The organism is Streptomyces sp. LZ34, assembly GCF_053890475.1.
On the sequence record NZ_CM132680.1, the window covers coordinates 6,324,257 to 6,349,974 of the forward strand.

At 71.8% G+C, this 25,718-nt stretch carries 17 protein-coding genes; 8 read left to right on the forward strand and 9 right to left on the reverse strand.

From position 1 onward, the window contains the following. Positions 1-14 precede the first annotated feature (14 nt). Entirely contained in the window at positions 15-2,762 is a 2,748-nt protein-coding gene (locus ACWY4P_RS25740) for a SpoIIE family protein phosphatase (RefSeq protein WP_456202683.1), read from the reverse strand. 163 nt (positions 2,763-2,925) lie between these two features. Here ACWY4P_RS25740 and ACWY4P_RS25745 point away from each other — a divergent pair, with 163 nt between their 5' ends. Continuing rightward, on the forward strand, positions 2,926-3,450 hold the full coding sequence (locus ACWY4P_RS25745; RefSeq protein WP_456202684.1) for a DUF7144 family membrane protein: 525 nt from the start codon (positions 2,926-2,928) through the stop codon (positions 3,448-3,450). Here the strand turns inward: ACWY4P_RS25745 and ACWY4P_RS25750 are convergent. Further along, positions 3,437-4,681, reverse strand: a complete 1,245-nt coding sequence (locus ACWY4P_RS25750; RefSeq protein WP_456202685.1) for a PP2C family protein-serine/threonine phosphatase — start codon at positions 4,679-4,681, stop codon at positions 3,437-3,439. The two genes, ACWY4P_RS25745 and ACWY4P_RS25750, sit on opposite strands and share 14 nt — an antisense overlap. 210 nt (positions 4,682-4,891) lie before the next feature. Between ACWY4P_RS25750 and ACWY4P_RS25755 the strand changes: the two genes are divergently transcribed. Continuing rightward, on the forward strand, positions 4,892-6,430 hold the full coding sequence (locus ACWY4P_RS25755) for an ATP-dependent DNA ligase (protein ID WP_456202686.1): 1,539 nt from the start codon (positions 4,892-4,894) through the stop codon (positions 6,428-6,430). Positions 6,431-6,471: 41 nt separating this feature from the next. On the opposite strand, the gene ACWY4P_RS25760 is transcribed toward ACWY4P_RS25755, so the two are convergent. Continuing rightward, positions 6,472-7,131 (reverse strand): 3,4-dihydroxy-2-butanone-4-phosphate synthase, encoded by a 660-nt coding sequence (locus ACWY4P_RS25760; RefSeq protein ID WP_456202687.1) that lies wholly within the window; start codon positions 7,129-7,131, stop codon positions 6,472-6,474. A 162-nt stretch (positions 7,132-7,293) separates the two neighbouring features. Between ACWY4P_RS25760 and ACWY4P_RS25765 the strand changes: the two genes are divergently transcribed. Then, positions 7,294-8,358 (forward strand): endonuclease/exonuclease/phosphatase family protein, encoded by a 1,065-nt coding sequence (locus ACWY4P_RS25765; RefSeq protein WP_456202688.1) that lies wholly within the window; start codon positions 7,294-7,296, stop codon positions 8,356-8,358. Positions 8,359-8,384: 26 nt separating this feature from the next. Here the strand turns inward: ACWY4P_RS25765 and ACWY4P_RS25770 are convergent, their stop codons facing one another. Beyond that, a complete protein-coding gene (locus tag ACWY4P_RS25770) occupies positions 8,385-9,443 on the reverse strand; it encodes a LysR family transcriptional regulator (RefSeq protein WP_456202689.1) in 1,059 nt (352 codons plus the stop codon). A gap of 401 nt (positions 9,444-9,844) precedes the next feature. Then, entirely contained in the window at positions 9,845-11,932 is a 2,088-nt protein-coding gene (locus tag ACWY4P_RS25775; protein ID WP_456202690.1) for a PhoX family protein, read from the reverse strand. A gap of 263 nt (positions 11,933-12,195) precedes the next feature. Here ACWY4P_RS25775 and ACWY4P_RS25780 point away from each other — a divergent pair, with 263 nt between their 5' ends. From ACWY4P_RS25780 to ACWY4P_RS25790, 3 genes are all read left to right on the forward strand, one after another. After that, positions 12,196-14,316: a VWA domain-containing protein gene (locus tag ACWY4P_RS25780; protein WP_456202691.1), complete on the forward strand. Its 2,121-nt coding sequence runs from the start codon at positions 12,196-12,198 to the stop codon at positions 14,314-14,316. Positions 14,317-14,509: 193 nt separating this feature from the next. Further along, complete coding sequence (metG, locus tag ACWY4P_RS25785) at positions 14,510-16,291, forward strand: methionine--tRNA ligase (RefSeq protein WP_456202692.1); 1,782 nt, start codon at positions 14,510-14,512, stop codon at positions 16,289-16,291. Positions 16,292-16,426: 135 nt separating this feature from the next. Further along, positions 16,427-16,843: a DNA-binding response regulator gene (locus ACWY4P_RS25790; protein ID WP_456202693.1), complete on the forward strand. Its 417-nt coding sequence runs from the start codon at positions 16,427-16,429 to the stop codon at positions 16,841-16,843. A gap of 4 nt (positions 16,844-16,847) precedes the next feature. Here the strand turns inward: ACWY4P_RS25790 and ACWY4P_RS25795 are convergent, their stop codons facing one another. The 3 genes from ACWY4P_RS25795 to aspS form a co-directional block, all read right to left on the reverse strand. Continuing rightward, positions 16,848-17,822, reverse strand: a complete 975-nt coding sequence (locus ACWY4P_RS25795; RefSeq protein ID WP_456202694.1) for an intradiol ring-cleavage dioxygenase — start codon at positions 17,820-17,822, stop codon at positions 16,848-16,850. Between the two features lie 98 nt (positions 17,823-17,920). Then, complete coding sequence (locus tag ACWY4P_RS25800; protein WP_456202695.1) at positions 17,921-18,793, reverse strand: L,D-transpeptidase family protein; 873 nt, start codon at positions 18,791-18,793, stop codon at positions 17,921-17,923. A 141-nt stretch (positions 18,794-18,934) separates the two neighbouring features. Next, a complete protein-coding gene (gene aspS / locus ACWY4P_RS25805) occupies positions 18,935-20,755 on the reverse strand; it encodes an aspartate--tRNA ligase (RefSeq protein ID WP_456202696.1) in 1,821 nt (606 codons plus the stop codon). Between the two features lie 131 nt (positions 20,756-20,886). On the opposite strand from aspS, the gene ACWY4P_RS25810 reads away from it, so the two are divergent. Further along, positions 20,887-23,157: an ATP-binding SpoIIE family protein phosphatase gene (locus ACWY4P_RS25810; RefSeq protein ID WP_456202697.1), complete on the forward strand. Its 2,271-nt coding sequence runs from the start codon at positions 20,887-20,889 to the stop codon at positions 23,155-23,157. Here ACWY4P_RS25810 and ACWY4P_RS25815 read toward each other — a convergent pair. After that, a complete protein-coding gene (locus tag ACWY4P_RS25815) occupies positions 23,154-24,305 on the reverse strand; it encodes a Dyp-type peroxidase (RefSeq protein WP_456213055.1) in 1,152 nt (383 codons plus the stop codon). The two genes, ACWY4P_RS25810 and ACWY4P_RS25815, sit on opposite strands and share 4 nt — an antisense overlap. A gap of 67 nt (positions 24,306-24,372) precedes the next feature. On the opposite strand from ACWY4P_RS25815, the gene ACWY4P_RS25820 reads away from it, so the two are divergent. After that, positions 24,373-25,716, forward strand: coding sequence for a right-handed parallel beta-helix repeat-containing protein (locus ACWY4P_RS25820; RefSeq protein WP_456202698.1), 1,344 nt, complete (start codon positions 24,373-24,375; stop codon positions 25,714-25,716). Positions 25,717-25,718 lie beyond the last annotated feature (2 nt).

Genomic DNA, 25,718 nt, shown 5'->3' on the forward strand with positions numbered 1-25,718 from the left:
GCCCCCTTGGGCCGTCAGGGCAGCGCCAGCTCCGCCCAGATGACCTTGCCCTCGGCCGTGTAGCGGGTGCCCCAGCGCTCCGCGAACTGCGCGACCAGGAACAGCCCGCGGCCTCCCTCGTCCGTCGTCGCCGCGTACCGCAGGTGCGGCGAGGTGCTGCTGGTGTCGGACACCTCGCAGATGAGATTGCGATCGCGTAGGAGTTGCACCCGGATCGGCCCGGTCGCGTACCGAATGGCATTAGTGATCAGTTCGCTGAGCACCAGCTCCGCGGTGAAGGCCATGTCCTCCAGGCCCCACTCCACCAGCCGCGGGACGACCGCGGCCCGTACCTCGGCCACCGCCGCCGGGTCGCAGGGGACGTCCCAGCTCGCCACCCGGTCGGCGCCCAGCACCCGGGTGCGGGCCACGATCAGCGCGATGTCGTCGGTGGGGCGTGCGGGCAGCACGGCGTCCAGCACGTCCGCGCAGGTCTGGTCCGGCGTACGGCCGGGGTGGGCGAGGGCGTCGCGCAGCAGCTCGAGCCCGACGTCGATCTCCCGGCTGCGGTCCTCGATGAGCCCGTCGGTGTACAGCACCAGCTGGCCGCCCTCGGCCAGCTCCAGCTCGGCCGTCTCGAAGGGCAGGCCGCCCAGGCCCAGCGGCGGCCCGGCCGGCAGATCGACGAACTCCACCGAGCCGTCGGGGGCGACCACCGCGGGCGGCGGATGTCCGGCCCGGGCCATCGCGCAGCGCCGGGTCACCGGGTCGTAGATCGCGTACAGACAGGTGGCGCCGGTGATCCCCGCACCGCCGCCCTCGGCCCCGTCCAGGCCGAATGCGCCCTCGGCCTGGTCGATCCGGGCGACCAGGTCGTCCAGGTGGGAGAGGATCTCGTCGGGCGGCAGATCGAGCGTGGAGAAATTGTGCACGGCCGTGCGCAGCCGCCCCATCGTGGCCGCGGCGTGCAGCCCGTGCCCCACCACATCGCCCACCACCAGCGCCACCCGCGCCCCCGGCAGCGGGATCACATCGAACCAGTCACCACCCACCCCGGACTCCGCCGGCAGATAGCGGTACGCCACATCCAGCGCGCTCTGCTCGGGCAGGGCGCGGGGCAGCAGGCTGTGTTGCAGCGTCACCGCCATGGTGTGCTCGCGCGTGTACCGCCGGGCGTTGTCGATGCAGACGGCGGCGTGGGAGGCCAGCTCCTCGGCGAGGGAGATCTCGTCGTCCTCGAAGGGGGCGTTCTTCTCCATGCGCCAGAAGCTGACCATCCCCAGCATGACGCCCCGGGCCCGCAGCGGCACCGTCACCAGCGACCGGACGCCGTAGTCGACGACCAGGCCGGTCTGTTCCAGGTCCTGGGCCCGCCATCCGTCGGCCTCCCTCAGGTCCGGCTCGACCACCGCCTGTCCGCTGCCATAGCCCCAGGCCTGCGGGGTGGAGGAGACGAACGAGAAGCGGGTGTCCTCCGGGTAGAAGGGGTGGTCGTCGCTGATACCCCGGACCGCCGCGCGGCAAATCTCGACGCCGCCCACCGCCAGCGGCTCCTCGCCGCGCAGCACGGGCCCCGCCAGGTCGACCGTGACGAAGTCGGCGAACCGCCCCACCGCGACCTGGGCCAGCTCCTCGGCGGTCCGGCGGACGTCGAGCGTGGTGCCGATCTCCACGCTGGCGTCGTACAGCAGCTTGAGGTGCTTCTGCGCCACCTCCGCCCGCCCCGACAGGGCGCGCAGCTCGGTGGAGTCCCGCAGGGTCGCCACGCTGCCGGGCGGGCCGCCGTCCCGGTCCGTGAGGCGGTTGTTCACCGCCAGCAGCCGGTCCCCGGCCACCAGCACCTCGTCGGAGACCACCTGGCCCGACGCCAGCGCCTGGGCCAGGTGCGGCTCCAGGCCGAGCTCGGTGACGGCCCGGCCCTCGGGATACTCGGGCAGGTCCAGCAGGCGGCGCGCCTCGTCGTTGGCCAGCATCAGCCGGCCGTCGCCGTCGACGATCAGCACGCCTTCCCGCACGGAGTGCAGCACCGCGTCGTGGTGCTCGTACATCCGGGTCATGTCGGCCGGGTCCAGGCCGTGGGTCTGCCGCCGCAGCCGCCTGCCGACCAACGCCGTGCCGCCGATGGCCAGGACGAGGGAGGCGCCGGCCGCACCGGCGAGGATCGGCATCTGGCGGTCGGCCAGGCCGCTCACCGTGCTGACCGTGATCCCGGAGGACACCAGGCCGATGACCCGGCCCCGGTCGGTGACGGGCACGACGGCCCGTACGGAGGGGCCGAGCGTGCCGGTGAACGTCTCGATGATGGTGCGGCCTTTGAGGGCGGCGCGGTAGCTCCCGAGGAAGTGGTGGCCGATCCGCGAGGTGTCGGGGTGGGTGTAGCGGACCCCCTTCGTGTTCAGGACCACGACGAAGTCGACCCCGGCGTCCTTGCGCGCCGCTTCGGCCCGCGGCTGGAGCTCCGCGGTGGGATTGGGGGAGCGCAACGCGGGTGCGATGCCCGGTGACTCGGCGAAGGTCTCGGCGACGGCGAGCGAGCGGTGGCGGGCCTCGTTGGTGGCGTCGTGCCGGATCTGCAGGACGAGAGCGGTGGACGCGGCGGCGATCAGCAGCAGCACGATGACCAGCTGCAGCAGAAAAACCTGGCCGGCGACGCTGCGCGTACTCAGCCAGGCGCCAGGGCGCCGCTCCGCCGCCGCTGGGCGCTCACGCCGCCGACTCCGTGGGCGCCGACCGGGGAACGTACGGGCAGCCAGTACCCACGATCGACCCTTAAACCGGGCCATACACCTACATCTACACCGCGTCTTCCCGGAAGGCGAGCCACCCCGCGTCCGCAGGTGCCGACCTTGGGCGTCTATGTAAACCTAAAAAGGGAAGAATTACCCCAAAAGCCGCAATTCGATAGCTGTCCGGAGCGTCGGATCGGCAGGGACGAAGGAGCCCGCCATGGCCAGTCACGTCGGTGGAGTTCAGGCGCAGCCCGCCCCGAGTCCGTACCAGCGGGCGGCGGCGAGCGGATGGATCGTCTTCGCGGCCGTCATGATGATCTTCGCGGGGCTCATGGCCCTCAGCCAGGGGATCGCGGCCATACGCAACGACCAGGTGTTCCTGGTCACGGGGCACTACGCCTTCGCGTTCGACCTCACCGGGTGGGGCTGGGTCCACGCGATCGTCGGCGCCCTCGCCGTGGTCGCGGGCGCGGCCCTGTTCACCGGTGCCATGTGGGCCCGGGTGACCGGTGTGGTGCTGGCGGGGCTGAGCCTGATCGCCAACTTCCTGTGGCTGCCCTACTACCCGGTCTGGGCCGTCACGCTGCTCATCCTGGACGCCCTCGTCATCTGGGCGCTGTGCGCGGGCCCGGGGATGGCCGAACGATCGCAGGGACCGGGGCAGGCGCAGGCGCAGGGACGGTCGCAGGGGCAGGCTCAGGGCCCGGCGCAGGGACAGGGCCCGCAGGTCACAAACCGATGACCACCAGCGCCGTGTCGTCGGCGACGGTCCCGCCCATGACGCCGAGGTCCACCAGCAGCGCGTCGGCCAGCGGCTCGGGCTCCAGGTCCCCATGCCGGGACAGGCTGTCGGCGAGCCGGTCGAGCCCCGCGTCGATGTCCTCGCCCCGGCGCTCGATGAGCCCGTCGGTGTACAGCACCAGAGTGCCGCCCGGGGTGTACGGGAGGGTGGCCTCGGGCCGGTCCACATGCTTCGGGCGGGCTCCCAGCGGCGGGTCGGTGGCCTGGTCGAGCCGTACGACACGTCGGTCGGCCCGCAGCAGCAGCGGCGGCGGATGGCCGGCGCAGCTGTAGACGATGGTCCGCGCGGACCGGTCGATGACGGCCTGCACGGCGGTCGCGGCCAGCGCCCCCTCGATGGAGCGCGAGTACAGACCGAGCGCCTCCAGCGCCTTGGCGGACCCGCCCACGACCCGGATCGCCGCGCTCAGCGCGCTGCGCAGCTGCCCCATCACGCAGGCGGCCTCCAGCCCCTGACCCACCACATCGCCCACCGCCGCCGCGATCCGGCCGTCGGCCAGCTCGAACACCTCGTACCAGTCGCCGCACACATTGAGCGAGCCGACGGCGGGCCGGTAGCGGACGGCCACATGCAGATGCAGCCCGGGGACGACCGCGGGCAGCATGGCCTGCTGGAGGGCCAGCGCCGTCGTCCGCTCCTGGGCGTGCGCCTCCCGCAGCCGCTCGTTCAGCTCCTGCAGCTCCTGCGCCCGGGTGCGGAGGTCGGCGTCCATCTCCGCGGTGCGCGTGAGCGGCAGCCGCGCCCGCCCCCGGACGAAGTCCGTCACGTCCTCCACCCGGTGGATGATCATCTGCACCGAGCCGTCCGGGCCGAGGACCGGGGTGTTGATCGGGCTCCAGTACCGCTCCTCGAACCGCCCCTCGTCCCTCTTCCCGGCCGCCCCGCTTCCCCCGCCCTTCCCGGCCCCGTTTTCCCCGCCCTTCCCGGCCCCGCTTTCGCCGCCGGGGACCGGGATGTCGTACTTCTGGAGTGCCATGCTGTCCCGCTTGCCGGTCGCCAGGACCCGTTCCAGGGAGGCGCCCAGATTGCGGGTCCCGGTGGCGTGCGGATCCGCCGGGTTGTCGGGGAAGGCGTCGAAGATATGGCGGCCGAGCAGATCCTCCCGCCTGGTCCGGGTGGCTTTCAGATACGCCTGATTGACCGCGACGATCACCAGATCGGGACCCACCACCAGATTCGGAGTCGGAGTGGCCTCGAAGAGCGCTTCATAGTCGATCTGCCGTCCCGTGGCCCGCTCCCTGCTCCGTGCCCTGCCACGCCCAGCCCGCTCGAGGCACCCCACCGCGTCCGAGCGGCCGGCTCACCCCCAATGTATGGCGGCGTCCCGGTTACCGCACGCGGCCGGGGTGCGCGGGCGCGCGGGAAGGGCGAGGCTGAAGCCATGCTGCTGGTCGAAGTCGCCCGTACCTCCCGCGAGGTCGCGGCCACCCCCGCCCGCTCGGAGAAGATCGCGGCCCTGGCCCGGCTGCTCAGCCGGGTGGAGCCCGCCGAGGCCCCCGTGGTGATCACCTACCTCGCGGGCAGGCTGCCGCAACGCCGCATCGGGGTGGGCTGGGCCGGCCTGCGGGTACGCCCCGAACCGGCCACCGGGCCCCGCCTCGGGGTGCTCGACGTCCACCAGGCCCTGGACCGGGTCGCGGCCGTCTCCGGCACCGGCGCCACCACCGAGCGCAAACGGCTGGTCGCCAGGCTGATGTCCGCCGCCACCGAGGACGAGCAGCGCTTTCTGCACGGGCTGATCGGCGGGGAGCTGCGCCAGGGCGCGCTGGACGCACTCGCCGTCGAGGGGCTCTCGGCCGCGGTCGGCGCGCCCCCCGCCGAGGTGCGCCGCGCGGTGATGCTGGGCGGCTCGCTGGGCGCGGTCGCCCAGGCGCTGCTCGAGAACGGGCCGCCGGCGCTGTCCGAGTTCGGGCTGGTGGTGGGGCGGCCGGTGCTGCCGATGCTCGCCCACAGCGCGCGCGACCTGGACGAGGCCATGGACCGGCTCGGCCCCTGCGCGGTCGAGGAGAAGCTGGACGGCATCCGGGTGCAGGTGCACCGGGACGGAGAGACCGTACGCGTCTACACCCGCACCCTCGACGAGATCACCGACCGGCTGCCGGAGGTGGTCGCGGCCGCCCGCGAGCTGGCGGCGGCGCGGGCGGTCCTCGACGGCGAGGTGATCGCCCTGGACGCCGACGGCCGGCCCCGGCCGTTCCAGGAGGTCTCCGGCCGGGTCGGCATGCGGCGGGGCGTGGCCGGGGCGAGCGCCTCGCTGCCGCTGTACCCCGTCTTCTTCGACCTGCTCGCCGTCGACGACCGGGACCTGCTCGACCTGCCCGCCCGCGACCGCCACGCCGAACTGGCCCGGGTGGCGCCCGCCCCCCGGCGGGTCCGCAGGCTGGTGGCCGAGGAGCCGCGGGACGAGGCGACCCGGCGGGCGGCGCGGGAGTTCGCCGCCGATGTGCTGGCCCGCGGGCACGAGGGAGTCATGGCCAAGTCCCTCGACGCCCCGTACAGCGCGGGCCGACGCGGCGCGTGCTGGCTCAAGGTCAAGCCGGTGCACACGCTCGACCTGGTCGTGCTGGCCGCCGAATGGGGCCACGGCCGCCGCACGGGCAAGCTGTCCAACCTCCACCTGGGCGCCCGCCGCCCGGACGGCACCTTCGCCATGCTCGGCAAGACCTTCAAGGGCCTGACCGACGAGCTGCTCGGCTGGCAGACGGAGGCGCTGCTGCGGCTGGCCGTCAGCGACGACGGATGGGTGGTGCGGGTCCGTCCCGAACTGGTCGTGGAGGTCGCCTTCGACTCGCTGCAGCGGTCCTCCCGCTATCCGGCGGGGGTGACGCTGCGCTTCGCGCGGGTGCTGCGCTACCGCGAGGACAAGCCGGCGGCGGAGGCGGACACGGTCGAGACGGTGCTGGCACTGCGCGGTGAGTGAGGACCGTACGGAGCCGACCCCGAGCCCAGCGACCCAGGTACCTAGCGACCCAGAGCCTTGCGGGCCAGCCGGTACGCCACCAGGTCGGCCACCGAGATCAGCGGCAGCAGCCTGCTGGCCGCGAGCCGGCTGAGGTCCTCGTAGCCCGCCAGCTCCCAGTCCGGCGTGACGACCGCGCAGATCGTGGTCACCCCGGAAAGCCCCGCCAGCCGCGACAGATCGACGGCCGCCTCGGCGTGGCCCTGCCGCTCCAGCACCCCGCCCGGCACCGCGCACACCGGGAAGACATGCCCCGGGCGCCCCAGCTGGTCGGGGGTGGTCTGGGGATCGGCCAGCGCCTGGACGGTGCGCGAGCGGTCCGCCGCGGACAGGCCCGTGGTGGTGGGCCCCAGCAGGTCGACGGGGATGGTGAAGGCGTTGCTGAGCAGCGTGGTGTGCCCCTCGTCCGCCACCAACGGCTGAAGCCGCAGCCGGTCGGCGCGCTCGTGCGGCAAGGCCACACAGACCATGCCGGAGGTGTGGTCCAGCAGCTGCTTCAGCGCGCCCTCGTGCGTGTGCTCGGCGGCGAGCAGCAGGACGCCCCTGTGCGCCTTGGCCATCTCGTCGTGGACGATGACGAAGCCGCCCTCGGCGAACGCGTCGATCGCCTGCTCGACCGCCAGGAGGCGCTCCGGTGCGACCGTCTGCTCAACCACTGCCATGAGGAGGAATTTTGGCACATGCCAGCGGACCTGACGACGTGTCAATGCTCACACAGTAAGGACGGCCGCACCATCAGTGACCTTCGCCCCGCGGGGCGACCGCGCTCACGAGCGGCTCGCGGGAGAATGAGGCACCGAGCCACGGACATCAGAGAGGCCAGCGTGCAGACGACGACAGTCGGGGAGGACCGGGCCGCCGAGCCCGTCCACCCCGTACGCCGCTTGATACGGCCCGTACGCCGCTTCGCACGGCCCCCGCGCGGCCGGGCCCGGCAGGTGGCCGCCTGGTGCGCGGCGCTGCCGCTGGCCGTGGTCAGCGTGGTGCTGGGCTGCCGGGCCGCGGACAGCGACGGGATCACGCCCGTGCCCCAGCTGCTGGCCTTCCTGCCCTGGCTGCTGGTCCCCGCGCTGCTCGGCCTGGTGCTCGCGGTGGCGGCCCGCTGGCCGCTGGGGTGCGCGTGGGCGCTGGCCGCGGCCGCGGTGACCGGCTGGTTCATCCAGCCTTACGACGCCGCCTCCGCCGCCGGCCCGGAACCCGAGTCGCGCGGCCCGGTGGTGGCGCGGCTGCGCGTGCTCACCGCCAACCTGGAGTTCGGCGGGGCGACGAAGGGGCTGGTCGACGCGGTACGGCGGGAGGAGCCCGACCTCGTCTCGGTCCAGGAGTGCGACACCCGCTGCGGGGCGGCGCTCGACTCGGCGGCCATGCGCGAGACCTACCCGTACCGGAAGGTCGTCACGGTCGACGGCGACGCCGCACACGGCTCGGCGATCCTCAGCACCTACCCGCTCACCCCCGAGGCCGGGGTGTCCGGCAAGCTGGCCATGCCGGGGGCCGTCGTACGGATCGCCGGGCGGCGCGTCCATGTGCAGGTGGCCCACCCGATGCCGCCGATGCCGGGCCAGCTCGACGTCTGGCGCACCGAGCTGGGGCGGCTGCGCGCGTACGCCGCCGACCGGGGCGACGAAACCACCCTGATCGCCGGGGACTTCAACGCCACTCAGGACCACGCCGCCTTCCGGTCCCTCCTCGACACGGGGATGCGGGACAGCGCGCGGGCGGTCGGCATGTCGCGGACGCCCAGCTGGCCGAGTCTGACGGCCCCGGCGCTGGGCGCCCAGATCGACCACGTCCTGGTCAGCGAGGCGCTACGCCCCCGCGCCGCCCGCTTCCTCGACCTGCCGAACACCGACCACCGGGCGCTGCTGGTCGACCTCGACCTGCGCTGACCCCGCGCGGGCCGGACTCCCGCGGCTCAGCTCTCGCTCGGGTTGTAGGAGTTGGCCAGCTCGAAGGGGTCCGGCTCCAGACCCTCCGTCGGCCAGCGCTGCTCCCGCTGCCACTGCTCGTTCTCCAGCGCCAGCGCGTCCCACAGCAGATTGAGCGGATGGCCCGGGTCGTAGTGGGCGCGCTCCCCACGGCGGGTGAAGGCGCCGAGCAGCACCTCGAGCCGCGGCCCGGTGTCGTTGACCAGCTCGACGGCCCGCATCCCGCGCCCGTACGCGACCCGCGGGTCCCCGGCTGCCTCGGCGACGCCCTTCGTGACCAGCATGCAGCCGCGCAACAGGCCCGAGCGCAGCAGCTCGAAGCCGTAGGTGACGGTGTCGATCTCGGCCGCGATGTGCAGCTTGTTGCGGTAGTCGGCGCCGAACCAGGTGTGCAGCACCCCCGCCATCAGCCCGCTGGCCGAGACGACGAGCGGAAGCGTGCGCAGCTCGCTGCTCTCGACGGTCGGGCCGGGCAGCCGGGAATACGGCAGGTTCGTCAGCAGCGACACCCCGCTGCGGCGCCACTCCATCACATCGAACGCGTCGAGCTCGTTGTCGGCGACGTTCACCTGGGGGCTGGTCACCACACTGCCGCAGACCAGGTCCACGTCCTTGGCGCGCAGCTTGCCCAGCACGTCCCGGGTGCGGACATGCCCGACCTTCAGCTCGATGCCGCGCCGCTCGAACTCCTCGGCCACCCGCTCGCCGGCCCCCGCGAGATAGCCGAGCGTGAAGCGTGTGGTGCCCACCATCAGGGTTTTGCCGAGGCGGCGACGGGATTCGTGGATGCCCTCCAGCCAGTCGCCGAGCGTGCCGCGCGCCAATTCGACCAGGGCCTCGCCGGTGCCGGTAAACAGCACATCCTTGCCGCGGCCCTGCTTGAGGACGAGCGGTTCGCCGCACAGATCCCGGAAGTTGCGGTTCATCGTGTCCAGCTGCTTTTGCACGCTCGACTGTTCCCGGCCGAGCACCCGTGCGGCGCCCAGCGCGGTACCTGTCTCATGGACCACGATCAACGTGCGGAGCTGGTCCATCGTGGTGTCCATGAGGGCGAGTGGGCTCTGCAGCAGCCTGCTTCGCCCGTTGGCCGTCGGTGGTCCGAGCGGCCCGGGTGTGGCCATGAATCCTCTCGCTTCCCAACTCTGCCCGATTTATGGACTCACGAGTTTAGCCCCGCGATGCTTGATCACGGGGCTACTGGAAGTCACCCGGGGCTCATTTCGGATAAGCGCGGATTTACCGGTACGGGCGCTGCTCACCGCAGGCGCAGCAGGCACCACGGGCCCCGCAACGGCGAGCGGCGGAATTATCCCCCAAGACCCTTCCGGACAGGGTTTCCCGTCCGGACAAGAACTGACCGGAACAGACCACAACTGATCTGTGTGTCAGCTGAATTGGCCTCGGGGACAATTCCGCCGCGCTTAATTCCGAAGAATTCTCGGGCCGGTCAGACGCCGATGTTCCCGCCGTCGCGGCGCCACACGCTGATCACGGACGGACGGGTCAGCTTGCCCGGGCCGTCGGGCCAGGTGGACGCGGGCTTCTCCACACTCGCGCCGTCGAGCTCGCCCGGGTGCTGCACCGCCACCAGCACCCGCCGGTCCTGCACGATCGGCCCACAGGTCTCGGCGCCGGTCGGGACGGTCAGGAACTGCTTGACCTCACCGCGCCTGCCGCCGGCCGTCGCCACCCCGAACAGCCCGTCGTGGCTGCCCAGCGCGTTGCCGTCGGTGGAGATCCACAGATTGCCGTGCGCGTCGAAGGTGATGTTGTCCGGGCAGGAGATCGGGGAGACCTGGTCCTTCGGGAAACCGCCGAAGTACGTGCCCGGGTCCGCCGGGTCGCCGCAGACCAGGAACAGCCGCCAGCTGAAGCGGCGGGCCGCCGGGTCGCTCCAGCGCTCGGTCAGCTCCAGGATCTGGCCGTGCTTGTTGCTGTTGCGCGGGTTCGCCTCGTCGGCCGGGGCCTTGCCCTCCTTGCCGCGGTCGCTGTTGTTGGTGAGCGCGACATACACCTTGCCCGTGCGCGGGCTGGGCTCGACGTCCTCCGGGCGGTCCATCTTCGTCGCCCCCACCTTGTCGGCGGCCAGCCGCGTGAAGACGTAGACCTCCTCGGCCGTCATCCCCTCGACGTACGAGGTCGTCCCGCTCGCCAGCGGGATCCACTCCCCGGAGCCGTCGAACTCGCCGTCCTTCGGCAGCTTTCCGGTGCCGTCGATCTCGGCGGCCGGGCTGTCGCCGGTGAACCTGGCGACGTACAGCGTGCCCTCGTCGAGCAGCGTGCGGTTGTGCTCGCGCGCGGCCCGGCTGGTGCCCTTCATCATGCGCTTGGACGAGACGAACTTGTAGAAGTAGTCGAACTTCTCGTCGTCGCCCATGTAGAGGACCGGCCGGCCGTCGGCGGTCAGCCGGGGCTCGGCGGCCTCGTGCTTGAACCGGCCCAGCGCGGTCAGCTTGCGCGGCGTCGACTCCGGGTCGTACGGGTCGATCTCGATGACCCAGCCGAAGCGGTTGGTCTCGTTCGGCTCCTGCGCCACGTCGAAGCGCTTGTCGAACCGCTCCCACTTGCGCTCGGTGGCCGCGCCCGCGAGGCCGTAGCGCTTGAGGCGGGCGGCGGTCGTCGGGTCGGTCACCGAACCGCTGTTGGCGAAGTACTGGTTGAAGTTCTCCTCGCCCGACAGGACCGTGCCCCACGGGGTGATGCCGCCACCGCAGTTGTTCAGCGTGCCCAGGATCCGCTTCCCCGTGGGGTCCGCCGACGTCCGCAGCAGCTTGCTGCCCGCGGCCGGGCCCGTCACCTCGAACGGCGTGGTCGCGGTGATCCGGCGGTTCAGGCGGTGGCGCGACACGGCGGTCAGCTTGCCGAGCCTGCGGTCCTCCTGCGCCGCCACCACGGACAGGCCGTGCGCGGCCCACGCGATCTCGGCCTGCTCGCGGGTCGGGTTCGCCGCGTCGTACCCGGCGAACATCAGTACCTCGTCGGTGTACTCATGGTTGACCACGAGCAGCTGGCGGTCGCGCTCGTGCGGGATGTCCAGCACGGCCATGTAGTCGTTGTTGTAGCCGAACTGGCCCGCCTGCGCCTTCGCGGACTGGCTGTCCGGGTCGAACGCGGGCGCACCTCGCAGGATCGGGTCGCCCCAGCGGATCACGACGTTCTGGTCGTGGCCCTGGGCGACCACGACGGCGTCGGTGGTGTTGGGCGCGACCGGCGAGAAGCGAAGGCCGCGGGCGGCCTTGCCCGCCCCCTTGTCCGCGGCCTGGGCCGCAGCCTGGGCGCCGGCCGCCCCGTCGGCCGCGGCGGCCTCCGGCGCCCGCCCTACCGCGGTCACCCCGGCCGCGGCCGCGACCGAGACCACCGCGCCGGCGCGCAGCACCGAACGGCGGGACAGCGCACCGGCTATGACGTCACCGATGTAGGCGTTGTCGCTGGTGTTCGGCACCTCGTGAAAACAGGCGTCACCACAGCGGTACCGGCATGTGAGCGCGGAACGACCGCCCGGGTGCGAGCCTATGAGCGGCAGGAACTTGCGCACGTCTTACCCTCCGTACGGATTGCACGCATGGATTTCGCGTATGAGCCGTCCGGCGCGCAACCCGCGCCGCCACGGTGTCGGGACCCCATCCGGGGCGAAGCTATGGGCGTAGAGCCGCGGACCGGCGACCGTCGCCTGAATCAGGAGTGAACGGCGGGTAACCGGAATCGGCAGCTGAGTACTGCTGAGCGGCCCGCTAGCCTTTCCGCACCACGGACATGTACCGCCATGCCCCGGACTCGACACGTGATGAGGTATCTCCCATGGCCATACGGGACCTACTGCGCAAAGTTTTCGGACGCTCCCGCACGCCGCGGGTCGACGCTTCGGCTGCGCCGGAGGCGGCAGTTGTCCCGGACACCCAGGAGCCGCCCGCCCCCGCGCCCAAGCCTGCCCCCGAGCCTGAGCCCAAGCCCGAGCCCAAGCCTGAGCCCGAGCCCGCCTCGGCGACCCCGGCCCCCGCTTCGTCCACCACGGCCCCGCAGCAGACGGGCGACGAAGAGGCGGCGGCCCACCACCCCTCGCTGACCGAACCGCTGAAGACGCTGGACGAGATCCTGGAATCCGCGCCGGAGGCAGGGAAGAAGGGCCAGGCCGCGAAGCCGACCACGAACGAGGCGGCCGACAACGAGCCTGCGGCCGAAGCGAAGGCGAGCGCCCCCGCACCGGCCGACGACAACGCCAAAGCGGAACCCACTGGCGCGGTGGCCGACACGCCCGGGCCCGTAGCCGACGCCGCCACCGGCGACGCCGACGCTCCGGCCGACCCGGCGACCGCCAAGTCCGAAGCGACCCCGGAGCCCACCGCCGAAACAGACGCCGCAGCTGACGGCGAGCAGGCGGCCGAGCCGAAGGCGGAAGCCTCAGCCGAGCCCGCCGAGGCCGAGGCCGAGCCGGTAGCGGACAAGGCCACGGCCGACGCCGGGACGACTACCGCCGACGACCCCGCACCGAAGGCCGAAAGCGACGCCCGGACCAAGGCAGACGCAACGGCCGCCGCCGAAACGGAGCCGGAGCCGGCAGCCGCCGACGACACCGCCCCGGCCACCGAGCCGAAGGCCGAGGCCGACGCGACGGACACCCCGGCCAAGGCCGAAACCGCCTCCGCGGCAGCCGACACAGCCGAGCCCGTTGCCGACACGACGGCCGCCGCCGAAGTGGAGCCGGAGCAGGAGGCCACCGACCAGCAGACGGCCGAGGCCGAGGCGACGGACGCCCCGGCCGAGGCCGAAACCACGTCCACAGCAGTCGACACGGCCGAGCCCGCTGCCGACACGACGGCTGCCGCCGGCGACGCCGACACTCCGGCCGACCAGACGGCTGCCAAGCCCGAAGCAACCCCGGAGCCCGCCGCCGAAACGGACGCCGCGCCCGCCTCAGCCGACGGCGAGCAGGCGGCCGGGCCTGAAGCGGACAAGGCTACGGCGGACGCCGAGGCCACCACTGGCGACGCCCCCGCGCCGAAGGCCGGGAGCGACGCTCCGGCCGAGGCAGAAGCGGAAGCCGCAGCCGAGCCCGCCGAGGCGGTCGCGGTAGCGGCCGACGCGAACGAGGCCATCCCCGCAACGGCTGACGCGACCGAGCCCGTAGCCGACGCCGACGCCAAGGCCGAGGCAGCCCCGGAGACCACCCCCACGGTCAAGGCCGAGGCCACCGACGACGGAGGCGCCGCCATCCCCCTCACCGACGTGGAGTCCCGCGCGCCCGGGCTCGTCAGCCTGTACAAGAGCGCCGCCGAGGCCCTGGCGCAGAAGGGGCTCGCGGGGCGCCGGGCCGCCGTGTATCTCGTATTGGACCGCTCGGGGTCGATGCGGAACTACTACAAGGACGGCACCGTCCAGCACCTCGCCGAGCAGGCCCTCGCCCTCTCCGCGAACCTCGACGACGACGGCACCGTCCCCGTCGTGTTCTTCTCCACCGACATCGACGGCACCGCGGACGTCGACCTGGCGAACTACAGCGGCCGCGTCGAGGAGCTGCACTCCTCGCTCGGCCACATGGGACGTACCAACTACCACCACGCGATCAAGGCGGTCATCGACCACTACGAGACGTCCGGCGCCACCGACCCCGCGTTCGTGATCTTCCAGACGGACGGCGCGCCCACCAGCAAGGCCGCCGCCGAGAAGGCGCTGTGCGAGGCGGCGCGGCTGCCGATCTTCTGGCAGTTCGTCGGGTTCGGGGATCCGGCGGCGAAGGGGTTCGACTTCCTGCGCAAGCTGGATGTGCTGGCGGTGCCGGACAAGCGGGTGGTGGACAACGCGGGGTTCTTCCACGCGGGTCAGGACCCGCGCGCGCTGGCGGACGCGGAGCTGTACGGGCAGCTGATGGTGGAGTTCCCGGAGTGGCTGCGGGAGGCGCGTGAGGCGGGCGTGCTGAGCTGATCGGGGCCCGGGACGGGCATCGACGACGAGGGGGCCACCCGCGCGGCACGAATATCGCCGCGCGGGTGGCCCCCGCCGCTCGGATACGATAATGACGGCTCACAGAGCAGCTCGGCACATAGCTCACAGAGTGCTCGCAGCGTGCTCGCAGAGCGACATGTCACCCACTGCATCGACCCGGGAGCAGCCCGCGATGGCTCGACACCTCATCACCAGCGCCCTTCCCTACATCAACGGGATCAAGCACCTGGGCAACATGGTGGGGTCCATGCTCCCGGCCGACGTCTACGCCCGCTATATGCGCCAGCGAGGCCACGACGTCCTGTACATCTGCGCCACGGACGAGCACGGCACCCCCGCCGAGCTGGCCGCCAAGGAGGCGGGCCTGCCGGTGGACGAGTTCTGCGCGCAGCAGCACGACGCGCAGAAGGCGGTCTACGACGGCTTCGGTCTGGCCTTCGACTACTTCGGCCGCAGCTCCTCCCCGCAGAACGTGGAGATCACCCAGACCATCGCGCGCGAGCTGAAAGCCAATGGCTTCATCGAGGAGCGCTCGATCCGCCAGGTGTACTCGAACGCCGACGACCGCTTCCTCCCCGACCGCTACATCGAGGGCACCTGCCCGCACTGCGGGTACGACAAGGCGCGCGGCGACCAGTGCGAGAACTGCACCCGCGTGCTGGACCCGACGGACCTGATCAATCCGCGCTCGGCGATCAGCGGCAGCAGCGATCTGGAGATCCGCGAGACCAAGCACCTGTTCCTGCTCCAGTCGAAGCTGGCGGGAGAGGTCGCGGCGTGGGTGGACGAGCACGGCAAGGACTGGCCGACGCTCGCGTCCTCGATCGCCCGCAAGTGGCTCAATGAGGGGCTACAGGACCGCGCGATCACCCGTGACCTGGACTGGGGCGTGCCGGTTCCGGCCGACACCTGGCCGGATCTCGCCGCCGAGGGCAAGGTCTTCTACGTATGGTTCGACGCCCCGATCGAGTACATCGGCGCGACGAAGGAGTGGTCGGACCTGGACCCGGCGAACCGCGACTGGAAGTCGTGGTGGTACGACGTGGACCAGACGGTCCGCTACACCGAGTTCATGGCCAAGGACAACGTCCCGTTCCACACGGTGATGTTCCCGGCGACGCTGCTGGGCACCCGCGACGCGTGGAAGAAGGTCGACTACGTCAAGGCGTTCAACTGGCTGACGTACTACGGCGGCAAGTTCTCGACCTCCCAGAAGCGCGGGGTGTTCACGGACGCCGCGCTGGAGCTGCTGCCCGCCGACTACTGGCGCTACTTCCTGATGGCGAACGCCCCGGAGTCGGACGACACGTCCTTCACCTGGGAGCACTTCGCCGCCACGGTCAACAAGGACCTGGCGGACACCCTCGGCAACTTCGTCAACCGCGTGCTGTCGTTCTCCCGCAAGCGGTTCGGTGACGAGGTCCCGGCCGGGAAGGCCGCCGGCGAGGCCGAGGCGCGCCTCGGCGAGGAGATCGCGCGGCTGCTCGCGGAGTACGCGGAGCACATGGAAGCGCTCCAGTTCCGCAAGGCCGCGGCCGCGCTGCGCGCCCTGTGGAGCGCGGGCAACTCCTACCTGGAGGAGAAGGCGCCCTGGCTGGAGATCAAGACCGACCAGGAGGGCGCGGCCCTCACCCTCCGTACGGCGATGAACCTCATCCACCTGTACGCGGTCGTCTCCGAGCCCTTCATCCCGGCCTCCGCGCGGGCCATGCGGTCGGCGTTCTCGCTGGCGGACGACACGGCGCGGTGGGTGAGCCAGGAAGAGGCCACGGCGCTCGCCTCCGTCCCGGCCGGTACGGCCTTCACCGTGCCGCCGGTGCTCTTCGCCAAGATCACCGAGGAGGACCTGGAGTCCTACCGGGAGCGCTTCGGCGGTGCGCCGCAGCAGGCCAACGGCGGAGTGGGGACCGGGGCGCCGACCGGGGTGGAGACCGAGGGGAAGCCCGTCGCGTAGCGACAAGAGCGTGAGACGCGAAGGGGTGGCGGGCCGGGCCCGCCACCCCTTCGCGTCGTTGATCGCTCGACAACCGTTCGTTTAGCGCGTTCGACCAACCTGTGGAGTCCATCCACAGGGAGGTCGAGGAGCGCAGTGCCCGACGCACCACGTGTCACGGTGACGGTCCACGGCCCCGACCCGCTCTCGCGGGCCGGGGTCGTGCGTCATCTGCGGCACCAGCCCACCGTCGAACTGATCGACCGTCCGCGTCCGTTCAGCGACGAGCCGCGCGGCACCGTGGCCGTCATGCTCGCCGAGCGCCTGGACGCCCGCGCGGGCGCCGAGCTGCGCCGCCTGGTGCGGGGCGGCGAGCAGCGGGTGGTGCTGATCACGGGGGAGCTGCGCGAGACGGAGCTGATGACGGTCGTGGAGTACGGCGTACGGGCCGTGCTGTGGCAGCACCGTGCCACGCCGAGACGCCTGCTGCGCGCGGTGCACCGGGCCGCCCGCGCGGAGCGTACGGACCCGTGCGGGGTGGATCGGCGGCTCACCGAGCACTTCGTGTACTGAGCCCTCACAGGCCGGTGCCGTCGTGGGTCGTGTCGGGGTCCACGCCCAGGGTGAGGGTGGCGACGACGCCCTTCTCGATCCGGCCCTTCTTGTACTTCAGGGTGAGCAGCCCGCCCTGGGCCCCGTTGCCGGGGTAGATCGTGTCCTCGTCGAGGGTCGTGCGCTCGGTGGTGCTGGTGCTGTACGGGGCGACCTCGGCGGAGGCGAGCACGGCCTCCTCGGCGAAGAAGAGCTGGCCGGTGTGGCAGGCGTGGCCGCCCTCGTACCCGGAGTCGGTGAGGGTGCCGCCGACGTGGACCTTGGTGTGGACATGCACGCAGCGGCCCCGGTACCAGCCGGGGAAGACGGTGCGGAACTCGACGAAGCCGTGCTGGTCGGTGAGCTGGGTGCCGCGCAGATAGCGCTTGTCGTCGGTGGGCTCCTGGTGTCCCCCGCCCCCGCCCGGCGGGGTGCCGGTGGGCGCGTCGGTGGGGGTGCCGGTGGGCGGGGTGCCCGTCGGAGGGGTACCGGTCGGAGGGGTGCCGCCGCCGGTGCTGGAGCTCTCGTAGCCGGAGTAGAGCCCCAGGGCGTCGCAGTGCCAGATATCGACCGCGGCCTTCCGCACCGGTTTGCAGGTGTCGGAGTCGATCACCTTGAGCCGGAGGGTCATCGGGATGCCCTCCTTGCCCTCGGTGATGTCTTTACGGATCTTGTCCGCGTCGATGTAGTACGGCCCTTCGGTGGTCTCCGAGGTGAGCCGGTAACAGACCTCCCCCGACGTGGCCGTCGAGCTCGCGGAGGGGGAGGCGGCGGAGGCGGAGCCCGACGACGTCTCGCTCGCCGACGCGCCGGCGGCGAGCGCCGCCCCGATGCCGGTCGCCGCGACCGCCGCGCCACCCGCGACGATCATCCGGCGTCTGCTCATGTCGCGCTTGTGCGCGGGGCCCGTGGCGTCGTTCTCCCGGGCGTCGTTCCGGGCTTCGCTGAAGTCCTCAGTCATGGCAGGGGACGCTAGGAGCACAACCTGGCAGGGGCATGGCAGCAGGCTGTGAAAACCGTGTGCCCCGGAGGGGTTCCGCGGCTGCCGGGGACGGGGGGTCAGCGGGCCAGCGAGGCCGCGTCGCCCATCACCACGACGGGGTGCCGCGCCGGGTCCAGGATGAGCAGCAGCTTCTTCATGTGCTTCTTGGAGATGCTGACGCAGCCCTGCGTGGGCCCGCCGTGGTCCACATGGAACCAGATGCCGCCGCCCCGCTTCTGGCCGAGCGGCCTGGTCCAGTCGCGCGGGGAAGTGCCCGCCTTGCGGTTGTAGTTGATGGCCACGACGTAGTCGAAGGACCCGGCGAGCGACTCGCCCTCGAAGCCGGTGCCGCCGATGGTGAAGCCGCTGGACCGGTCGTACGACAGCCGGGTGCCGGGGTCCGGGAGGCGACCGCCCGCGTCGGTGAGAGGGAAGACGCCGATCGGGGAGCGCAGATCGCCGGTGACGTGGTGGCCGGTCCAGCCCTTCCGGGCGTTGTGCGCGTCCCAGGTGGCGACGGCCCGCCAGTCGGCGCCCGCGGCCATGTCCGGGTCGCCGTCGGGGTTGCGCCGCTGGTAGACCACCACGGTCGCGCGGGAGGAGTCGCGGCCCTCGCCGGTCACGACCACCACCTGACGGGCGTTGTCGGGCACCTTGGCGAGGGTACGGGGGCCGAGCCCGGGCAGATCGTTGCGCAGCGCGGCGGGGGCGGGCCGCTGGGCCGTGGCGCCGGGCCCGGGTGCCGCACTCTGCTTTCCGGCGGAGGCGTCAGCGGCGGCCGCGCCGGCTCTGGGCTCGGCGCCGCCGGACGGAGTGCCCGCCGACGCCCCGCAACCGGCGAGCGTGGCGATGGCGAGGGCCGTCGCCACGAGGGCCACGGCCCTGCGGGCGGGCCGGCGCCGGGGCCCGGCCCCGGTCCGTACCGCCCGCTCCACCCGTTCGGCAGACATTGTTACGACACTCAGATTGTCATTCACATTCAGGGAACCCGTTGGGATAGGCACCTGGTTGCCCCGCGTTCCGCCGGAAGCGGACGCGAGGCCCAGATAAGGCCCAGACAGGGCCCGACGGGGGCTCAGCCGAGCTCGTGGCTACTGGCCGGACTCGCCCGCCGCCTTGTCGCCGGCCTTGTCGCCGCCCTTGTCCGCCTGCTTGATCTGCGGCTTACGGATCGACAGGTGCAGCTCCCGCAGCCGCGCCTCGTCCACCTCGCTGGGCGCGCCCATCAGCAGGTCCAGCGCGTTGCCGTTGAGCGGGAAGGCGATGGTCTCGCGGATGTTCGGCTCGTCGGCCAGCAGCATCACGATGCGGTCCACGCCCGGGGCGATGCCGCCGTGCGGCGGGGCGCCGAAGTGGAAGGCGCGCAGCATGCCACCGAACTCGCGCTCCACCTCTTCCCTGGAGTAGCCCGCGATCTCGAACGCCTTGTACATCACATCCGGCTCGTGGTTCCGGATGGCGCCCGAGGACAGCTCCGTACCGTTGCAGACGATGTCGTACTGCCAGGCCAGAATGTCGAGCGGGTCCTTGGTCCGCAGCGCCTCGATGCCGCCCTGCGGCATGGAGAAGGGGTTGTGCGAGAACTCGATCTGGCCGGTGTCCTCGTTCCGCTCGAACATCGGGAAGTCGACGATCCAGCAGAAGCGGAAGACGTTCTCCTCGAAGTGCCCGGCCCGGCGCGCGGCCTCGACCCGCACCGCGCCCATGATCTTGGAGACCTCGTCGAACTCGCCGGCGCCGAAGAAGACCGCCGTGCCCGGCTTGCCCTCGACCTCGGCGATCAGCTTCTCGACGTCCTCGTCGGTGAGGAACTTCGCGATCGGCCCGGTCAGCTTGGCGTCCTCGCCGATCCGGACCCAGGCCAGCCCCTTCGCGCCCTGCTCGACGGCGAACTCGCCCATCTGGTCGAAGAACTTCCGCGGCTGGTCGGCGGTGTCCGGCACGGCCAGCGCGCGCACATGCTTGCCCGCGAACGCCTTGAAGCCGGAGTCGGCGAAGACATGGCTGACGTCCACCAGCTCCAGCTGGGCGCGCAGGTCCGGCTTGTCGGAGCCGTACTTCAGCATGGCCTCGCGGAACGGGATCCGCGGGAACGGCGAGGTGACATGGCGGCCGCCGCCGAACTCCTCGAACAGCTCGGTCATCACCTTCTCGATGACCTGGAAGACGTCCTCCTGCTCGACGAAGCTCATCTCGACGTCGAGCTGGTAGAACTCGCCCGGCGAGCGGTCGGCGCGGGCGTCCTCGTCGCGGAAGCAGGGCGCGATCTGGAAGTAGCGGTCGAAGCCCGCGATCATCAGCAGCTGCTTGAACTGCTGCGGGGCCTGCGGCAGCGCGTAGAACTTGCCCGCGTGCAGCCGGGAGGGCACCAGGAAGTCCCGCGCGCCCTCGGGCGAGGTGGCGGACAGGATCGGGGTCGCCAGCTCGTTGAAGCCCTGCGCGGTCATCTTCTGCCGGATCGCGGAGATCACGGCGGAGCGCAGCATGATGTTGCGGTGCATGCGCTCGCGGCGCAGGTCCAGGAAGCGGTACTCCAGGCGCCGCTCCTCGTTCACCCCGTCCTCGGGGAAGACGGTGAAGGGCAGCGGGTCGGCGCCGCCGAGCACCTCGACGCCGGTGACCTCGACCTCGATCTGGCCGGTGGGCAGGTCGGGGTTGACGTTCTCCGCGCCACGGGCGATGACCTTGCCGTCCACGCGGACGACGGTCTCCTTGGAGATCGAGCTCAGCGCCTCGTTCGCCGGGGTGTCCGGGCGGACGACCAGCTGGACCAGGCCATAGTGGTCGCGAAGATCGATGAAGAGGATGCCGCCCAGGTTCCGCCGATTGTGCAGCCAGCCGGAGAGCCGCACGTCGGTGTCGACGTCAGCGGCGCGGAGCTCGCCGCAGGTGTGGGACCGGTACCGATGCATCGTTCATCCAAGTCGTTTGGTCGGTCGTTGGGTCGGGGAAGCCTACGCACCCTCGAAAAGCTTCTCGGCAAGCCTACCGGCGCCGCGCCCCTCACTGGTAAGGCCACCGCATATCCCCATATGGTGGCCCAATGCGCACCGAGGATCTGCTCGCCGCCCTCGCGACCGGCCTATGGCGCTGGGACACTGTCTCGGGCGCCGTGAGCTACGACGCGGAGGCGGCCCGGCTGGTGGGACTGCCCGCGGAGCCCGTCACCCTCCCCGAGTCCGCCGCCCGCGCCTGCTTCCACCCGGTGGACTGGGTGGAGGTCAAGGCGATCGTGAATCTCGCGGTGGCCGAGGGCACCCTCGCCGAGGCCCGGGTGCGCGTCGTGGACGAGAAGGGCCGGGTGCTGCGCACGGTGCGCACCCGGTGCCGGCCGGTGATACAGGGCGGCGACCCCGGCAGACGGGGCGCGGAGAACGGCTACAACCTGGTCGGCACCCTCCAGGAGGTGCCCGAGACGCTGCCCGGCACCTCCGCGGTGGCCCTGGCCCCCGTCACCGGCGACTGGCGGCGCAACCGCGAGGCGTTTCTGCTGGACGCGGGGCGCGCGCTCGCCGAGGCGCCCTCGACCGCCGAGGTGCTGCGGGTGGCGGCGGGCCTGTCGATGCCGGGCTTCTCGCCGGACGGGCTCGCGGTCTTCGGGATCAAGGGCGACCGGATCTCGCTGATCGGCCGCCACGGGGACCCGGCGGGGGACGAGCGCCCCTTCACCGCTCAGCCGCTGGACGCCGACTGCCCGGCCGCCGAGGTGATCCGCACCGGCCGGGCGATCTATCTGCCCGGCCCGGAGGACTACCGGGACCGGTTCCCGGGTTCCTGGGCCCGCACCCGGCCGGTCGCCCGCCGGGCCTGGTCCTTTCTGCCGCTGATCGTCGCGGGCCGCACGATCGGCGCCTGGATGGCGAGCTTCGCGCACCCGGTGTCCTTCTCGCCCGACGAGCGCTCGGTGCTCACCACGGTCGCGCGGATGCTCGCCCAGGCGCTGTCGCGGGCCTCGCTCCAGGAGACGGAGCGCGAGCTGACGGACGGCCTCCAGCGCTCGATGCTGCCCGCCGACAAGCCGGCCATCCCGGGTCTCACGGTGGCCGCGCGCTATGTGCCGACGGGCGGCGGGCTACAGGTGGGCGGCGACTGGTACGACGTGATCGGGCTGCCCTCGGGCCGTACCGCGCTGGTCATCGGCGATGTCCAGGGCCACGATGTGCGCGCCGCCGGGATCATGGGGCAGCTCAGGGTCGCGGTCCGCGCGTACGCCTCGGAGGGACACCACCCCGACGCGGTGCTCTCCCGCGCCTCCCGCTTTCTGGCCGGGCTCGCCGAGCCGCCGGGCCCCGGCGGCGAGGCCGCCTACGATCCGCGCTTCGCGACCTGCCTGTACATGGAGGTGGACCCGGTCGCCGGCACGCTGGACATCGCCCGCGCGGGCCACCCCGACCCGGCGGTCCGGCTCTCCGACGGCACCATGATGATCCGCCCCACCGCGGGCGGGCTGCCGCTGGGTGTCGACCCGGACACCGACTACCCCACCACCCGGGTGGTGCTGGAGCCCGGCGAGACGCTGCTGATGTGTACGGACGGGCTGATCGAGACCGGCGGACACGACGTGGAGTCGGGCTGGGACCGGATCCGGGGCGTCTTCGAGCGCACGGTCCCGGACCAAGCCGCGGACGCCGGGGACGCCGCGGACCCCGCCTCGTGCGCCGCGACCATCACGGCCGCCGTGGACGCGACAGCGGGCGTGGGCGTGGCCTCCCCCGCCGCCCTGGCCGCCCTGGACGCCGACGATCTCGACGCGCTCGCCGAGGCCCTGGTCCAGGCGGTGCACGGGCCGCCCTCCCACCACACCACCGGCCATCTCGCCGACCGCCGCGAGGACGACATAGCCCTGCTCCTGATCCGGCGCGACGCCGAGGTGTGCCTGGTGGGCCCCGGCTCGGCCCCGGTGCGGCGCACGGCCGTCACGGTCGCCCAGGCCGAGCCGGAGCGCATAGCCGAGGCCCGGCAGCAGCTGCGCGACATGCTCCACGACTGGACCGACCGGGACCAGGTGGAGTCGGCGGTGCTGATGCTCTCCGAGATGGTCACCAACGTCCTGGTGCACACCGACGGCGACGCCCTCCTGGTCGCCGAGGTCAGCGGACGGCCCGGCGCCAGAAAGCTGCGCCTGGACGTCGCCGACGGCAGCGACGAACTCCCGCACCGCCGCCGCCCGGGCGAACTGGCGTCCTCGGGGCGCGGGCTGATGCTGATGGAGATGCTCGCCGACGCGTGGGGGGTGGACCCGCGCGGCGACGGCAAGTGCATCTGGTACGAGCTGTACGAGACGAGGCCGGACGTGCCGGGCTCGGCGGGCTAGCGGAAGAGCCGGGCACCTAGCGGGTGTTGTCGGTCGAAACCGGGAAGTATCAGGAAGCTCGCACTGGCGGTCGTGGTCGTGAATTCCAGCAGGGCGTCGGAATTGTCCATACGGGTGAGGGTGTTGGTAAATGTCCGTATGTCGTTCTGGAAGCTGATGAAGAGCAGGCCGGGGGCGGGTCCGTCGGTGCTGTAGGAGCGACGGAGCATGAGGCCGACGCCGACCGCGGTGGCGTGCGCTCTGCGGGCATGGGCGTCTGCCGGGACGAGGTAGCGTCCGTCCGGCGTTTTGGCGCCGAGGTCCGGGCCCGAGGCGATGGTGCCACCGGAGAGGGGCACGCCGGTGGCTCGGCGCCGGCCGAAGACCGCTTCCTGTTCGGCGACGGACAGCTTGGCGAACCGCGGCAGGTCGAGTTCCATGCGCCGTAGTACGGCAAGGGTGCCGCCGGCGACCGGAGCCGGCCCGGACAACCACAGGTCGCGTTCTTGTTCGTCCTTCGTGTGGGGGCCCACGATGCCGTCGACGAATCCGAAGAGGTTTCGTGGCGCGGCAAGGCCCTTGTCAACTCGCACGTTCGAACCGCGGCCTCCGGACTGCCGCCAGCGTTCCTGTATCCGGTCACCGGCCTGCTCCAGAAGCGCCGCGGCCACGACCGATAACACCAAGGGGTCGCCGGCGCAGATCTGTATCAGCAGGTCGCCGCCGCGTGCCTGTGGGGCGATCTGCTCGCGGGAGAACCGTGGGAGGTCCTTCGCGCCGGGCAGGGCGGGATCGACCCCGCGCACCAGTCGGGGGCCCACCCCGATCGTCACGGTCAGATCGCCCGGCGGCAGGCCCATCAGCCGTGCGTCGGTCCCCTTGGTGAGTGTGAGGATGGCCTCGCCGAGTTCGGCCAGCAACGGACGGACAGACGCGGCATCGACGAGGTCGGCCACCACGGCCAGCAGGTTCGGCTGGGCCGGTTGCGGAAGCGTGATGCCCGCCTGGTACCGGCCCGTTGGTGACACCGGCGGGGTCGGCGCGGGGCCATCGGACCGGTCTGGCCGGGCGGAATGCGATTCGCACCCGGCGGAGAGGCCGACGGCAGTCACGGTGCCGGTGGCACCGAGAAACGCGCGGCGTGACGGGCGGGAGTCGGCTTGGCGCACAGTGTGAACTGTGCCATATCCCTTGTGGTGCCAGCGACTTGGCCGGCGTCGTGCCAGGATGAGGGCCATGCCTCGTCTCCGTCTTCGCCTGATAGCCGCGGTGCTCGGCACACTGGCGCCCGTACTGGTCGGCTGCGGCGCAGACGATGACGGGTCGGACGACGGCCGACGACCGTCCGGTGAGCACGTGACGATCAAAGTGCCGGCCGACGCCCCGACGATCTCGGCTGCGGTGTCTCTGGCTCGGCCCGGCGATCTCGTACTGGTGGCGCCGGGCGTGTATCGCGAGTCGGTGAAGATATCCACGGATCGCATCACTCTTCGCGGCGAGTCTCGGGACAAGGTCGTCATCGACGGGCGACTGCGGCAGCCGAACGGCATCGTCGTCGCCGCTCCCGGGGTGGCCGTGGAGAACCTGACGGTGAAGAACAACACGCAGAACGGGGTCCTGGTCACCGGTTCCGCGAAGGCGGCTGCCGGATTGCCGGGGCAGTCCGGCGGCTACGACACCGGCGATGAGCCCGTCACCTTCCTGAAGTCATTCCTGGTCTCCCATGTGACCGCGACCCGCAACGGGCTGTACGGCATCTACGCGTTCTCCGCGCAAAACGGTGTCATCGAGCACTCGTACACGTCAGGCTCGGCCGACTCGGGGATCTATGTCGGACAGTGCAAGCCCTGTCGCATTGTGGTGCGGGACAACATCGCCGAACTCAACGCGGTCGGTTACGAAGGCACCAATGCCAGTGGCGACATGTACGTGGTCGGCAACCGCCTTGTCGGTAACCGGGTCGGACTCACCACCAACTCCGACCACCAGGAGAAGTTGCTCCCGCAGAAGGATGCCGTCATCGCGGGCAACCTGATCGCGGCCAACCAGCAGGCGGCCACCCCCGAACAGGCCGACGGCGGGTGGGGCATCGGCATCGGCGTCGACGGCGGCAACGCCAACCAGTTCGTCCGCAACCGGATCGCCGACAACAGCAACGCCGGGCTGCTGATCACCGCGACCGCCGACATACCGCCGAACGGCAACCAGATCCTGGACAACACCTTCGCCGCCAACAGCGTTGACGTCGGCTGGACGTTCCCCACCGCCACGAAGGGACGGGGCAACTGCCTGCGCGGCAATGAGCTGCGAACGACGATGCCCGCCCGGCTCGCGACAACCGCGTCCTGCCCGCGTCCCGCCCGGTCGCCCTCACCCTCCGGCACGTGGGCGAAACCGACGGCACCTGGCGGTATCCCGTTCACCGAGGTGGCGGCGCCTGGGCGACAGCCGCAGTTCCCGAAGGCCACCACCACAGGAGCCACCGCTGTTCCGGCCGTTCCGGCGCTACCGGACACGGCAGACATCCGGCTGCCGTCGGCGTCACTGCTCGCCACGGGCGCGCGGGTGCGGACGTCCTGAGC